This is a genomic window from Rhodanobacter sp. G2-10 (assembly GCF_055809185.1).
The window spans coordinates 251,945-265,184 of record NZ_CM147900.1 but is presented as its reverse complement, the minus strand read 5'-3'; the positions used below and the strand labels follow the sequence as shown (position 1 = coordinate 265,184).

Below are 13,240 nucleotides of genomic sequence, written 5' to 3'. Positions count from 1 at the left end.
GGGTTTTCACTCGCCGCCACTCACCTCCACTCGCTCGTGAATGCCGGCGCGACCGGCGATGATCTGGGCCAGCACGTCCGGTGCGTACTCGAACGAGTCGTAGTACAGGCGATCTTCCGGCAAGCCGCGTTGCAGGAACGCCTGCAGCGCCACGTCAACCATGGCGGGTGGCCCGCTCATGTAAACATCGTGACCGGACAGATCAGGATGGTCGGCCAGCACGGCGTCGTGGACCAGGCCCCGACGCAGACCCGCAGTCCCGTCCGGCTCCATCACCACTGCCTGGAACTTCAGATGCGGCAGCTCGCGCACCCACAGTTCCGCCAGCTCGCGCAAATACAGATCCGACGCACGGCGCGCGCCCCAGTACAAATCGATCGGACGACGCGTGCCCAGGGCAATGAAGTGCTCGGTGATCGCCTTGATCGGGGCAAATCCGGTACCCCCGGCCATGAAGATCATCGGACGCTCCGAATCCTCCCGCGGCACAAAGGTTCCCAGCGGACCCTCGATCCGCAGATGATCGCCCGGCTGCAAGACATCGCTGACCCGCGACGTGAAGCCGCCGCCGGTGACGTGGCGCACGTGCATTTCGATCATGCCGTCGGCCTGCGGGCTGTTGGCGATCGAGAACGGACGCCGCTTGCCGTCTTCCAGCAGCACGTCTACATACTGGCCGGGCAGGCGTTTCAGACGACGCTCGCCGCGCGCCGGCAGCAGACGCAAGCCGGTGACATCCTGCGCCAGCGGCCACTTCTCGGTCACCACCATCGCCAACTGGCGGCGGGCAATGTCCTCCACCGAGGTGACTTCACGCGCTTCCAGCAACAGGTCACTGGTTGGCACTGCCTGGCACAGCAGCACGGCATGATGCGCCTGTTCGTTGGCGTCCAACGCCAATGGCGGGTTGCGCGGATACTCGCAACGCCCGTCCAGCAAGCTGGCCTTGCAGCTGCCGCAGACGCCGGCGCGGCACGAGTAGGGCAAGGCGACGCCGGCCCGCTGCGCCGCCTCCAGCACGGTTTCGCCTGCAGCCACCGAAAACTGGCGGCCGGAAGTTTTGAGGGTAACGTTGAACACCCATGCATTGTCGCTGCGAAAACCACGGACGACAATGCGCACTCGACACACCGGAATCGACGATGAGCATCTGGCAGCAACCGACCGACCTGGCCCGCATCAACGGCTGGAGCAAGAACACCATGATGGAGACGCTGGGCATCCGCGTCACGGCGATCGGCGAGGACTGGCTGCAGGGAACGATGCCAGTCGACCACCGCACCCACCAGCCTTACGGCCTGCTGCACGGCGGGGCTTCGGTGGTGCTTGCCGAGACGCTGGGCAGCACGGCGGCGATGCTGACGCTCGACCCTGAAAAGGAACTCGCGGTCGGCCTGGACATCAACGCCAACCACATCCGCGGCGTGCGCGGCGGCACGGTCACCGGCACCGCCAGGATGCTGCACCTGGGCCGTAACACCCAGGTGTGGGAGATCCGCATCGAGAACGACGAGGGTGCCCTGGTCTGCATTTCACGCATCACCATGGCGGTGGTGCCGGCGCGCGTCGTGGGAGCACGTTGAGCGTGATCCGCCTGGCTCCAACCCTCTCCACCTGCCCTCTTTCCAGACGAGAGAGGGTGGCGGCGGCGTCATGACATCGGTCGGGAAGCCGTATGAGCGATTGAGTCCGGACCTGGTGCTGGATGCCGTGGGCGCATGCGGCCTGTGGCCGGATGGCCGGCTGCTGGCACTGAACAGCTACGAGAACCGGGTGTGGCAGATCGGGCTGGAAGACGCCGCACCGGTGATCGCCAAGTTCTACCGCCCGGGTCGCTGGTCGGACGCGGCCATCGTCGAGGAACACCGCTTTGCGCGGGAACTGGCCGATGCCGAGCTGCCGGTGGTCGCGCCGCTGGCGTTCGAGGGTCACACGCTGCTGCGGCACGAGGGCTTTCGTTACTCGCTGTCACCGCGCCACGGCGGACGTGCGCCGGAACTCGAGGCGATCGACCAACTGCAGTGGCTGGGCCGGCTGATTGCGCGCATGCATCTGATCGGTGCACGCCAGCCCTTCGCGCATCGCACGCGACTTGATCGCGACACGATGGTGCAGCAGCCGATGCAAGCCGTTCTCGATTCGTCGCTGCTGCCGGACACGCTGCAAACCAACTATCGCGCTGCGGCCACGCGGCTCGACGTTGCCATCGCCGCACGCCTCGACGCGGTCGGCCCGGTACATCAGCTGCGTCTGCATGGCGACTGCCATCCCGGCAACGTGCTGTGGACGGACGCCGGCCCGCATTTCGTCGACCTCGACGATGCACGCACTGGTCCGGCGGTACAGGATTTGTGGATGCTGGCCAACGACGATCGCGCGATGAAGGCCGTACTGGAGGGCTATCAGCAATTTCGCGACTTCGACTACGCCGAGCTGGCGCTGATCCCCGCCCTGCGCGCGATGCGCCAGCTGCACTACGCCGGCTGGATTGCCGCACGCTGGCGCGATCCCGCCTTCCCCGCCGCCTTCCCCTTCGCCGCCGAATCACGCTGGTGGGCGCAACACATCGCCGACCTGCACGAACTCTCCGACGAACTGGAATAAGCCCCCCAACCACGCATCACCGAACACCGAACACCGAACACTGAACACCGAAAACCGAAAACCAGCTTTTCCACCCCCGCCCGTCACCGTTCCCCCCGGAGTCCTCCATGCGCACCATCCTGTTCCGCCTGATCGGCGTCTTCGAAGTGGCCGGCGGCCTGTACGGCGTCGCCGCGATGCTGCGCCGCCTGCTGCCGCTGGGCTCGACCCAGGACAGCGTGGTCGCGCTGATCGGGCTGGCGCTGTTCGGCTTCGTGCTGGCTGCCGGCGTGCAATTGATCGATGGCAGCGAGCGCGGCATCCGCATGTCGCGGTGGGCGCAGTTGCTGCAAGTGCCGCTAATCGCCACGCCGGTGTTCAGCTACGCACTGCACAGTGGCGCCTTCGTCAACGTGTTCGCCATCCTGCACAGCACGCCGCGACTTGGCATCGACTGGCGCCTGGGTAGCCAGGGCTTCGTGCTGGCAGTGGCCGGCCCGTCCGTGTCGCGGCTGGGCATCAACCTGTTGGCGCTGTTGTCATGGCTGGTGTTGCGATTCCGCTAGGCTGCCGCAAATGCGGCGGGCAAAGCCCGCCCTGCACCCGATGACCGTAACGGTCTCACCAACCGCGTAGGGCGGGCTCTGCCCGCCGGCTGTTGCCTTTTTCGCTAACACCGGAGGCGGGCAGAGCCCGCCCTACAAATGCAGGAGGGAAAGTCATCGTCAGCAGCTATCATGCGCGGATGAATTCACCCGCCGAGCTACCCGTCATCCGCCTGAAGTCTGACCGCAGCCCCGGCCACCCGTGGGTATGGTCGGCGCAGATCCACAAGCCGGAATCGAAGCTGCCGCCCGGCAGCGTGGTCGAGGTGCAGGATGCCAGGGGCCGTTTCGTGGGTCGCGCGTTCTGGAATGGCCATGCGCGGATCGCGCTGCGCCTGCTCGACACGCACCCGGATGCCAGCATCGACGCGGGCTGGATCGCGGCGCGCATCGGTCGCGCGGTGCAGCTGCGCCGTGCCTGGCTGCAATTGGACCAGGTCAGCGATGCGTGGCGCGTGGTGCACAGCGAAGGCGATGACCTGTCCGGCTTGATCGTCGATCGCTATGCCAACACCCTGGTGATCGAGTACTTTGCCGCCGGCATGTGGAAGTTCCGCGACGCCATCCATGCCGCGCTGCTCGACCATTTTCCCGGTGCGCAGCTGTACTGGTTTGCCGAATCGCACGTGCAGAAGCAGGAATCCTTCGACTGCCGCAGCCCCGACGTGCCGGCTGCGTTCGAGGTGCGCGAGCATGGTCTGCGCTTTCACGCCGCGCCGGGTTCCGGTCACAAGACCGGCTTCTTCGCCGACCAGCGTGACAACCGCAAGCGCTTCGCCGAACTGGCCAAGGGCCGTCGTGTGCTCGACCTGTGCTGCAACGCTGGCGGTTTCGCCGTGCATGCGATGGCGGCTGGCGCGAGCGAGGCGGTCGGCGTGGATCTCGATGCGGGAATCCTTGAAGTGGCCCGCGCCAACGCCGCCGCCAACAACGTGGAAGTCAACTTCGAGCAAGCCGACATCTTCGACTGGGTGCGCGCGGCGGTGGCGCGCGGGGAACGCTACGACGCCGTGGTCCTCGACCCCGCCAAGCTCACCCGCGATCGCAACCGGGTCATGGATGCACTGAAGAAATACTTCGCGATGAACCGCATGGCGCTGGACATCATCCCGCCCGGCGGCCTGCTGCTGACCTGCTCGTGCACCGGCCTGGTCGGTGAGGGCGAGTTCCTGGAAATGTTGCGCCGGGTCGCCCTGAACGCGGGCCGCGCCATCCAGGTGCTGGAAGTGCGCGGCGCGGGCGCTGATCACCCGTTCCGCACCGACGTATCGGAAGGGCGCTATCTCAAGGCAGTGTTCTGTCGCGTCGAATAAGGCGCTGCCGGTAGCCGGTCGAAGCGTTCGGGCGACGGCACGTCTGCCGATGGGTTGGGCGCGCATGCGTTCCGTCCCCGTGACCGCACGGCACCAAGCCCGTGCGGTGCCATGCACGCGTCCTTGACCCCGGATCGGCACACTGCGAGGCCATGCCCTCACGCCGTTCGCCAACCGCCCCTGCAGCTGCCGTTGCGGCGCCAGATCCGGAGCCGTCACTGCGCGCCAGCCTGCGCACAGCCGGCTTGGTCTATGTCAGCGACGACCAACCCGGCATCCGCCGGCGCCGGCATGGCAAGGGGTTCAGCTACCACGACGCGGACAACCACCGCATCGCCGACAAGCCGGAACTGCAACACATCCGGGCGCTGGCTATTCCGCCGGCTTATGTGGACGTCTGGATCTGCGCCCGGAGCAACGGCCATCTGCAAGCTACTGGCTATGACGCGCGCAGGCGCAAGCAATATCGCTACCATCCCGACTGGCGCGTGGTACGGGACAGCGGAAAATTCGATCACGTCATCGAATTTGGTGCGGCGCTGCCGCGACTGCGTCGGCGGGTCCGCCACGACCTGGCACGCAAGGGGCTGCCGCAGGCCAAGGTGTTGGCCTTGCTCGTGCGCCTGCTCGATGAAACCCTGATACGCATCGGCCACGACGTGTACACGCGCGACAATCGCAGCTACGGCCTGACCACCCTGCGCTCACGCCACGTCCGGGCACAGCGTGACCGCCTGCGTTTCACCTTTCGCGGCAAGAGCGGGCAGGAGCGCGAGGTGGAACTGAGCGACAAGCGACTGGCCCGGATAGTGCGCAAGGTGCAGCAACTGCCAGGCCAGCGCCTGTTCCAGTACATCGATGACGAAGGGAAGCGCCAACCGGTCGACTCGGAGATGGTGAACGGCTATCTGCGCGATCGCGACGAGGACGCGGCCATCTTCACTGCCAAGGACTTTCGCACCTGGGGCGGCACCGTGCGTGCCGCGAGCGTGCTCTGCGCGACACCACTGCCAGAAAGCGGCGGCGAACGCGCGATTCGCAGCGCCCTGGCCGGTGCCATCAAGCAGGTGGCTGCGGCGCTGGGCAACACGCCAGCCGTGTGCCGCGCTTCCTATATTCATCCTGCCATTATCCAGGGGTGGCAGGACGGCAGCCTGCAGCGCGCCATCCCGGCCACGGCAGCGTCACACCGCCGCCAGATGGAGCAGCTCACATTGCGTTACCTGCGAAAGCAGCCGCTGGCAACGCGACGCCGCAAATGAACTTGACCTGGAATCAGGATGTCGCAGGCAGCCGTCCGCGCAGACTGGCGGCATCGAACGGTCCCGCTTCGGCGATCAGTGCGCGCGCCGCGTCCACCTGGTCCCAGACGTTCCACAACAGCACGCCACGCACCCTTCCACCTTCCAGGTAATACACGACACCTTCGCGATACGGTTCGGTCCAGTCCTCGACCACCTCAAGCCGGGTGTCGAGCAGCCCGACCGCCTCGTAACCCAGGTCGAACAGATCGGAGTAGAAATACGGCAACTCTGCGTAATCGCCCGCCATGCCGGCCATCGAACGTCCCGCATGCCGGCCCATGCTGAGGGCAGCATCTTCGTGTTCCACGCGCAGACGACGATCCAGCGCCGGATTGTGAAAATTGGCGACGTCGCCTGCTGCCCAGATGTCCGCGTCGCTGCTGCGCAGCTGCGCGTCGACCACGATGCCGTTGTCCACCGCCAGGCCCGCCTGTTCGGCCAGCGCCGTGTTCGGCGTCACGCCCAGACCGGCCACTGCGGCCTGCAATTGCATCAGCTTGCCGCCGGGCAACTCGAGTTTCACGCCGTCCTCGGTGGGGCGGCTGCCCTCGACCCGCACGCCGCTGCGCACATCCACGCCGTGCCTGCGAAAGTAGTCGTCGAGATAGCGAGCCAGGCCCTCCGGATAGCGGCCGGCGCCAATCGTCTCGCCCGGGAACAACAGGGTCACGTTGCAGCCCAGCGTGGCCAGCGATGCCGCCAGTTCGCACCCGATGAAGCCGCCGCCGATGACGCCGATGTAGGCTCCCGGCTGGGCGAAGCCATGCAAGGCCTGGTAATCGGCCACGGTGCGGTAGTGGATGATCCGCTCACCACCCTCGGACGGCAGCCGCCGGGGCGCAGCGCCAGTGGCCAGCAAGAGCCGGCGGTAGCGGTAACTGTCGCCGCGGTCGTCGCGCGCCAGATGTGCTGCCCGATCCAGCGATGCGATCCGCCGACCCAGATGCAGGGTTGCTCCCGTCGCGGCAGTCCCAAGGTCGATGTCTGCCGGCGATTTGTCGCCCTTCCACAAGCCCTTGCTCAACGGCGGACGCTGGTACGGCGCCGAGGTTTCCTCGCCCACGATGCCGATGTCCGCGTCGGATTTCACCTCCCGGATGGCCTTGGCAGCGGCATCCGCTGCCATCCCCGCGCCGATGATCAGGTAATCGTGCTTGTGTTCCATGCCGTTCTCCCGAGCTGACGTATCGCGCCATCATGCACGAGCCCGGCTATGGCAACGTGAAATCGCGGCGCAACCCATGAGACGGCACGACGTACACTGGTCGCCAGTCTCCGGGAAAGCGTTTCATGGCACTCAATCAACTGTTGCTGATCATTCTCGTCGCACTCGCCGTGCTGGTGCTGATGCTGCAGCTGGCCACGCTGCTGCGTCGGCGCGATGACCCTTCCCTCGCAGCAAAGCTGGATGCGCTCAAGGAAGACAGCGCACGCGTGGAACGCATCCTGCGCGAAGAGCAGCGCGCCGGACGCGAGGAACTTCAGCAGGGCTTCGATCGCTTCCGCAGCCTGCTCGGCGAACAGCTCGATGGCATGTCGAAACAGCAGGCCGAGCGCATCGACGGCTTCGGCCAGCGCCTGGCCTTGCTGACCGAACGTACCGACGCCGGTTTGCAGTCGCTGGCGCGACAATTGACCGAGGATGCGCGCAAGAGTCGGGAGGAAACGACGCTGGCGCTGGGTCGCTTCGGCGAGCAGCAACAGCAGCGCCTGGCCGCCCTCGGCGCCGAGCACGAAAAACGCATGGGCGAAGTGCGCGCCACTCTGGAAGCCAAGCTCGGCGCGATCCAGCAGGACAACGCCGCCAAGCTCGAACAGATGCGCGCCACCGTCGACGAGAAGCTGCACGCCACCCTGGAAACGCGTCTGGGCGAGTCGTTCAAGCTGGTCTCCGAGCGACTCGAGGCGGTGCAGCGCGGCTTGGGCGAAATGCAGAACCTCGCCACCGGCGTAGGCGACCTGAAACGCGTGCTGACCAACGTGAAGAAGCGCGGCATCTTCGGCGAGGTTCAGCTTGGCGCGCTGCTGGAGGACATGCTTACCGCCGAGCAGTACCACTCCAACGTGATTACCGTGCCTGGCAGCAACGAGCGCGTGGAATTCGCCATCCGCATGCCCGGCCAGGAAGAGGGCGAGCAGGTCTACCTGCCGATCGACGCCAAGTTCCCGGTGGAGGACTACCAGCGCCTGCTCGACGCCCAGGAATCGGCCGATGCCGAGGCTGCCCATGCCGCCGGCCGCGCGCTGGAAGTTCGCGTGCGGGAGGAAGCCAAGCGCATCCACGGCAAATACGTGGCGCCGCCGCACACCACCGATTTCGCGGTGCTGTACCTGCCCACCGAAGGCCTGTACGCGGAAGTGATCCGCCGCCCCGGCCTGTTCGAGACGCTGCAGCGCGAGCACCGCGTCACCGTGGCCGGCCCGACCACGCTGAGCGCCCTGCTCAACAGCCTGCAGATGGGCTTCCGCACCTTGGCCATCGCCAAGCGCTCGAGCGAGGTATGGAAGATCCTCGGCGCGGTGAAGAGCGAGTTCGGCAAGTTCGGCCTGGTGCTGGACAAGACCCGCAAGCAATTGGACGCCGCACGCAACAGCATCGACAGCGCCGGCGTGCGCACCCGCGCGATCGAGCGCAAGCTGCGCGACGTCGAATCCTTGTCCGGCGAGGCCAGCTCGCTGCTGCTCGACGATGTGCCGGCGCTCGATGACGACACCGACGAGAGCAGCGAAACGTAGGGCGGGCTCTGCCCGCCGTCGATGCCCAAGGCCAACAGCCGGCGGGCAGAGCCCGCCCTACGCAACATGACGCCGCGTCGTGATGTGGTTCTTGCATCCGGATTGCACGGTTGGCCATAAACAGGATTCGATGACGAGCTGCGAGGCTCGCCTCCCTGCCCCGATCAACCAGTCCGAGGCGGGTTGCGGGTAGACTTTCAGTTTGATCAAACCGAGGACCCGGCATGAGCAACGATGCCCAGCGACCCGAAGTCACGCGCGAACAGGCCGAGGAGGCCGTGCGCACTCTCCTGCGCTGGGCTGGCGACGACCCGGCACGCGAAGGCCTGATTGACACCCCCAAGCGGGTGGTGAAGGCGTATGGCGACTGGTTCTCCGGCTATGAATCCGACCCGGCGGATTTCCTGCGCCGGACCTTCGAGGAAGTCGCCGGCTACGACCAGATGGTGGTGTTGCGCGATATCCAGTTCGAAAGTCACTGCGAGCATCACCTGGCGCCGATCATCGGCCGTGCGCACGTCGGCTACATGCCGACCAACCGCGTGGTCGGCATCAGCAAGCTGGCCCGCGTGGTCGACGGCTTTGCGCGCCGCCTGCAAGTGCAGGAGAAGCTCACCGCGCAAATCGCCCACTGCATTCAGGAAACCCTGCAGCCAGCGGGCGTGGCGGTGGTGATCGACGCCAGCCACGAATGCATGACGACGCGTGGCGTGCACAAGCGCGGCGTGTCGATGGTGACCAGCCAGATGCTGGGCAGTTTCCGCGACGACGCGCGCACGCGCACCGAGTTCCTGCAGTTCATCGGCATCCAGGGTGGTCACCGCTGAGCGCGCGTCCGCACGGTTGGATTCTGGTGCTGCCCTGGCTGCTTGCCGCGCCCATGCTGCATGCGCAGGCCACGCGGGCGGACTACCTCGATCAGTTCGACCGCGATGGTGACGGCAAGGTCAGCCAGACCGAGTACGTGATCTACATGAGCCGCGGCTTCGAGCGCATGGACCGGAACGGCGACGGCGTGATTTCGGTCGATGAGCTCCCCGGTGGTCGCGGCCAGCCGATCACGCTGAAGGCATTCCAGCGCAACCTGCGCATCCAGTTCCGGCGGCACGACCGCAATCACGACGGCTATCTCGACGCACGCGAGCTGACCGCGCCGCCCGGTTGACTGGCGCGCACTGAGCACGCTACCGGATCAGGCCAAGATCGCCAGCTTCTCCGAGCGATACAGCTGGATCGTCGCCAGCACCGCCAGCAGCGCTGCCGCGCTGCCGCCGGCCAGACACAAGCCCAATTGTCCAGCGGTGACGCCGTCGCCGCGCAACAGCTGCATGATGCCCAGATTCTGGCCCAGCAAGGGGACGGCATACATCCACGCCTGCGCCTTGACCGGCATGAACGACAGCAGCGCCGTGGGGATGAGCGGCACCAGCATCAGCAGCGAGATGTAGGTCTGCGCCTCGCGGTAGCTCTTGGCGAATGCCGCCACCATCGACTGCAAGGCAGCCAGCAGCAGCACCAGCGGCAACATCAGCAGCAGCACGAAGGACGCGAAGTGCAGACCCAGGTCCAGTTCCATGCCGATCTTCCCGGCAGGAATGAATCGGCCGACCACGGCAAACGCCAACAAGGCAATCAGCAGGCTGGCGATCGAGAACAGGCAGATCGCGGCCAGCTTGCCGCACAGGATCTGCCAGCGCGGCACCGGGTTGGCGAACAGCGGCTCCAGCGACTGGCGTTCGCGCTCGCCTGCCGTCAGGTCGATCGCCAGATACATGCCGCCCATGAACAAGGTGATCACCAGGAAGTACGGCAACATCGCGAACAGCAGCACGGCACGCGACTGCGGAGTGGCCTGATCGCGTCGCGCCACCCGCAGCGGCCACGCGGTAGCTGGCGACAGCCCGCGTGCCAGCAGGCGCATCGCGCCTTGTTGTCTCGCGTATGCCTCGACCAGTGTGCTGATCCGCTCCACCGCGGCGCCGGTGTCGCGGCGCGAGGAGTCATAGAACAACTCCACCTGCACCGGTTCGCCGCGTCGCCACGCCTTGCCGTAGCCGGGAGCGATGCGCAGCACCACATCGGCATCCTGCTGCCGCACGCTCTGCTGCGGATCGGCGACTGCCGGGCCGGGCACCACGCCGCCGGCCTTGAGCGCGTTCACCAGGTTCGGTGCGTAGGAAGCGCCGATCACGGGCACCGCCAGTGGCTTGTCAGCCTTGTCCAGATCGCGGTTGAGCGTGGTGCTGATCAACATCGCGAACAGCAACGGCCCGAGCAGCGGACCGACAAGAAAGGCACTGATCAGGGTGCGGCGATCGCGCAGGTTCTCCTTCACCTCTTTCAGGAACACCGTCAGGAAGGCGCGCCGGTGTCGGATGGCGGTCTGCGATCCTTTCATGCGGCCAGCCCCTCTTCGCTGCCGATGATCTTCACGAAGGCATCCTCCAGGTTCGCTTCGCCGGTCTGCTCGCGCAGCGCCTGCGGCGTTTCGGCGGCCACCACGCGGCCGCAGGCGATCACCACGATGCGGTCACACAGCGCAGCGACCTCCTGCATGATGTGGCTGGAGAACAGCACGCAGCGACCCTCGGCCTTCAACCTGGTCATGAACTGGCGCAGCGCGCGGGTAGCCATCACATCCAGTCCGTTGGTGGGTTCGTCGAGAATCACATGGCGCGGGTCGTGCACCAGCGCCCGTGCAATCGCCGTCTTCACCCGCTGCCCCTGCGAGAAGCCTTCGGCGCGACGATCGGCGATGTCACCCATCTCCAGCGCGGTGATCAGGGTTTCGCGGCGGTGCTGCAGAAGGTCTTCAGGCAGACCCTGCAGTCGGCCGAAATAGTCGATGTTCTCGCGCGCGGTAAGCCGCTTGTACAGGCCACGAGCATCGGGCAGCACGCCCAGCTGCCGGCGCACCGCCAGTGGCTCGACTGCCGCGTCGACCCCGTCGACCAGGACCTGGCCGCGGTCAGGTGCCATCAGCGTGTACAGCATGCGCAGCGTGGTGGTCTTGCCGGCGCCATTGGGGCCGAGCAGACCGGTGATCTCGCCGTCGCGCGCCACGAAGCTCACGCCGTCGACAGCCCTCACCGCGCCGAACGCCTTGTGCAAATCCCTCACCTCGATCATGGCGTGGCTCCGTTGAAATCGATGAAGATCGGCGTGGGTTGCAGGCGGTCGAGGCAACCGGCATCCAGCGCCTTGGGATCGAGCGTGTCGACGAATTGCCGGACCAGCTGCGGCGTGCAGCCGACCGCCATCTCGCCATGCGCCTGCCCTTTCAGCACCAGCACGCGGGAGTTCGGCAGGTGTCTGGCCACTGCTCGCGCATAGCGTGGCGGCGTCACCGGATCGTACTGGCCCGCCAGCAGCAGGACCGGCTTGGTGGATTTCAACGGCTGATGGAAATCCGCCGGCCGCATGCCCTTCGGCCACACCGAGCAGACCGCCTTGAGCGCGTCGATCATGCGCGTGCCGAGAATGGTGTCGGCATCCTGCGGGCGCGGCGTGAGCAGGTCGGCGTCCTCGCTGCAGATCACCGAGTACTGCATGCCACTGCCGGCCAGTTCGGACAGCTCGCCGGAAAGTATCTTCGCCTGGCCCAGCAAGGGACCGACATCCCCATGCGCCGCCGCGTCGATCGACAGCGGAAGCAGTGCAGCGGTCTGCGGGGTATAGGCAAACATGCGCACCACGCTGGCCAACGCGTTCTCGTTCAACACCCGGGTGACGGTCTGCCAGCTCTGCGGGTCGCGAAAGCTGACCTGGTGCGGATTGGCGCGCAGCGCATCGCGCAGCTGATACAGGGTCTGGCCCGGATCACCGAATTGCTTCCTGCAGGCCGGCTCGGCGGTGCAGCGGGCGAACTGCGCCTTGAGCGCATCATGCAGGTTGCGCGCGAAATCCTCGCCCAGCACCAGGGTGTTCGGGACCACGCTGTCCAACACCACGCTGCGCACCGCATCCGGATAATGCATCAGGTACTGCTGCGCCACCCGCGTGCCGTAGGAAACCCCGAGCAGATCGAAGCGGGGCGAGCCGAGCGCCTTGCGTATGTCCTCCAGGTCCTGCACCGCGATGCTGGTGGTGTAGTAGCGCGGGTCGGCGCGCGTGGCCAATTGCTTGAGGCAGTCCGAGGCGTCCCGACGCACCTGATCGACATCGAGGCTGCTGTCATCGTCGCCGGGGCGCGGCTGGTCCGCATTCTTGCAGGTCAGTGCATTCGAACCACCGGTGCCGCGCTGGTCCACCAGCAACACGTTGCGATGGGCGCGCAGGGCGTCGAGCGCGGGCATCACCGTGCTCGCCGATTCAGTCGCCGCCTGGCCGGGGCCGCCGGCAAGGAAGACCGCCATGTCCTTGTCCGCCACTTGCGCAGGCGAGCGCAGGACGGCGAGTTTCAGCTGGATGACGCGGCCGTGCGGATCGGCGCGGTTCTCGGGCACCGGGAACATGGCACACCAGGCCGGGTCACTCAGATCGCTGTTCGGACGGCCCAGTGCGCACGGCGTCAGCGTTATCTTGCCAAGTTTCCACTGCGGCGGGGCAGCTGGCGATTGGGGCGTAGCCGCCGTGGCGACTGCGGCAGCGGCGGGCACTGCCGTCGCTGTCGATGCAGGGCGAATCTGGCTCCCCGCCACCACGCCAGGCACCATCAAGACCAGCCCCAGACTGAGCGCCACGGCAGTTTTCAGAGCCA

At 66.5% G+C, this 13,240-nt stretch carries 13 protein-coding genes; 8 read left to right on the top strand and 5 right to left on the bottom strand.

The genetic code is table 11. The features are described 5' to 3' along the window. Positions 1–6 precede the first annotated feature (6 nt). Positions 7–1,122 carry a 2Fe-2S iron-sulfur cluster-binding protein gene (locus AC0L58_RS01160; protein WP_473685859.1) on the bottom strand — a complete coding sequence of 372 codons (1,116 nt, stop codon included), beginning with the start codon at positions 1,120–1,122 and terminating at the stop codon, positions 7–9. Positions 1,123–1,142: 20 nt separating this feature from the next. Here AC0L58_RS01160 and AC0L58_RS01155 point away from each other — a divergent pair, with 20 nt between their 5' ends. From AC0L58_RS01155 to AC0L58_RS01135, 5 genes are all read left to right on the top strand, one after another. Further along, positions 1,143–1,583 (top strand): hotdog fold thioesterase, encoded by a 441-nt coding sequence (locus tag AC0L58_RS01155; protein ID WP_473685857.1) that lies wholly within the window; start codon positions 1,143–1,145, stop codon positions 1,581–1,583. Between the two features lie 70 nt (positions 1,584–1,653). Then, positions 1,654–2,604, top strand: coding sequence for a serine/threonine protein kinase (locus AC0L58_RS01150; protein WP_473685855.1), 951 nt, complete (start codon positions 1,654–1,656; stop codon positions 2,602–2,604). A 107-nt stretch (positions 2,605–2,711) separates the two neighbouring features. After that, positions 2,712–3,149, top strand: a complete 438-nt coding sequence (locus AC0L58_RS01145; RefSeq protein ID WP_473685853.1) for a hypothetical protein — start codon at positions 2,712–2,714, stop codon at positions 3,147–3,149. Positions 3,150–3,328: 179 nt separating this feature from the next. Further along, complete coding sequence (locus AC0L58_RS01140; RefSeq protein ID WP_473685851.1) at positions 3,329–4,501, top strand: class I SAM-dependent rRNA methyltransferase; 1,173 nt, start codon at positions 3,329–3,331, stop codon at positions 4,499–4,501. A 152-nt stretch (positions 4,502–4,653) separates the two neighbouring features. After that, the gene (locus tag AC0L58_RS01135) at positions 4,654–5,763 is read left to right on the top strand and encodes a DNA topoisomerase IB (protein ID WP_473685849.1); all 1,110 of its coding nucleotides are present in this window, start codon (positions 4,654–4,656) and stop codon (positions 5,761–5,763) included. Between the two features lie 13 nt (positions 5,764–5,776). On the opposite strand, the gene AC0L58_RS01130 is transcribed toward AC0L58_RS01135, so the two are convergent. Continuing rightward, positions 5,777–6,970, bottom strand: coding sequence for an NAD(P)/FAD-dependent oxidoreductase (locus AC0L58_RS01130; RefSeq protein WP_473685847.1), 1,194 nt, complete (start codon positions 6,968–6,970; stop codon positions 5,777–5,779). Positions 6,971–7,095: 125 nt separating this feature from the next. On the opposite strand from AC0L58_RS01130, the gene AC0L58_RS01125 reads away from it, so the two are divergent. The 3 genes from AC0L58_RS01125 (at position 7,096) to AC0L58_RS01115 (ending at position 9,706) form a co-directional block, all read left to right on the top strand. Then, positions 7,096–8,541, top strand: a complete 1,446-nt coding sequence (locus AC0L58_RS01125) for a DNA recombination protein RmuC (protein WP_473685845.1) — start codon at positions 7,096–7,098, stop codon at positions 8,539–8,541. 224 nt (positions 8,542–8,765) lie between these two features. Next, complete coding sequence (gene folE, locus AC0L58_RS01120) at positions 8,766–9,368, top strand: GTP cyclohydrolase I FolE (RefSeq protein WP_473685843.1); 603 nt, start codon at positions 8,766–8,768, stop codon at positions 9,366–9,368. Positions 9,369–9,394: 26 nt separating this feature from the next. Next, positions 9,395–9,706, top strand: coding sequence for an EF-hand domain-containing protein (locus tag AC0L58_RS01115; RefSeq protein ID WP_473685841.1), 312 nt, complete (start codon positions 9,395–9,397; stop codon positions 9,704–9,706). 27 nt (positions 9,707–9,733) lie between these two features. Here the strand turns inward: AC0L58_RS01115 and AC0L58_RS01110 are convergent, their stop codons facing one another. Genes AC0L58_RS01110 through AC0L58_RS01100 form a run of 3 tightly spaced genes read right to left on the bottom strand, consistent with a single transcriptional unit; the run spans position 9,734 to position 13,196 of the window. Further along, positions 9,734–10,939, bottom strand: coding sequence for an ABC transporter permease (locus AC0L58_RS01110; protein ID WP_473685839.1), 1,206 nt, complete (start codon positions 10,937–10,939; stop codon positions 9,734–9,736). Further along, positions 10,936–11,670 (bottom strand): ABC transporter ATP-binding protein, encoded by a 735-nt coding sequence (locus AC0L58_RS01105; protein ID WP_473685837.1) that lies wholly within the window; start codon positions 11,668–11,670, stop codon positions 10,936–10,938. The genes AC0L58_RS01110 and AC0L58_RS01105 overlap by 4 nt, the downstream gene beginning before the upstream one ends. After that, complete coding sequence (locus AC0L58_RS01100) at positions 11,667–13,196, bottom strand: alpha/beta hydrolase (protein ID WP_473688520.1); 1,530 nt, start codon at positions 13,194–13,196, stop codon at positions 11,667–11,669. Before AC0L58_RS01100 ends, AC0L58_RS01105 begins: the two co-directional genes overlap by 4 nt. Positions 13,197–13,240 lie beyond the last annotated feature (44 nt).

What these genes read in the sequence shown, in the direction of transcription:
- AC0L58_RS01155 (WP_473685857.1), top strand. Translation starts at nt 1,143, where the DNA reads ATGAGCATCTGGCAGCAACCGACCGACCTGGCCCGCATCAACGGCTGG.
- AC0L58_RS01125 (WP_473685845.1), top strand. Translation starts at nt 7,096, where the DNA reads ATGGCACTCAATCAACTGTTGCTGATCATTCTCGTCGCACTCGCCGTG.
- AC0L58_RS01105 (WP_473685837.1), bottom strand. Translation starts at nt 11,670, where the DNA reads ATGATCGAGGTGAGGGATTTGCACAAGGCGTTCGGCGCGGTGAGGGCT.
- folE (WP_473685843.1), top strand. Translation starts at nt 8,766, where the DNA reads ATGAGCAACGATGCCCAGCGACCCGAAGTCACGCGCGAACAGGCCGAG.
- AC0L58_RS01130 (WP_473685847.1), bottom strand. Translation starts at nt 6,970, where the DNA reads ATGGAACACAAGCACGATTACCTGATCATCGGCGCGGGGATGGCAGCG.
- AC0L58_RS01135 (WP_473685849.1), top strand. Translation starts at nt 4,654, where the DNA reads ATGCCCTCACGCCGTTCGCCAACCGCCCCTGCAGCTGCCGTTGCGGCG.
- AC0L58_RS01110 (WP_473685839.1), bottom strand. Translation starts at nt 10,939, where the DNA reads ATGAAAGGATCGCAGACCGCCATCCGACACCGGCGCGCCTTCCTGACG.
- AC0L58_RS01140 (WP_473685851.1), top strand. Translation starts at nt 3,329, where the DNA reads ATGAATTCACCCGCCGAGCTACCCGTCATCCGCCTGAAGTCTGACCGC.
- AC0L58_RS01145 (WP_473685853.1), top strand. Translation starts at nt 2,712, where the DNA reads ATGCGCACCATCCTGTTCCGCCTGATCGGCGTCTTCGAAGTGGCCGGC.
- AC0L58_RS01100 (WP_473688520.1), bottom strand. Translation starts at nt 13,196, where the DNA reads ATGGTGCCTGGCGTGGTGGCGGGGAGCCAGATTCGCCCTGCATCGACA.
- AC0L58_RS01150 (WP_473685855.1), top strand. Translation starts at nt 1,654, where the DNA reads ATGACATCGGTCGGGAAGCCGTATGAGCGATTGAGTCCGGACCTGGTG.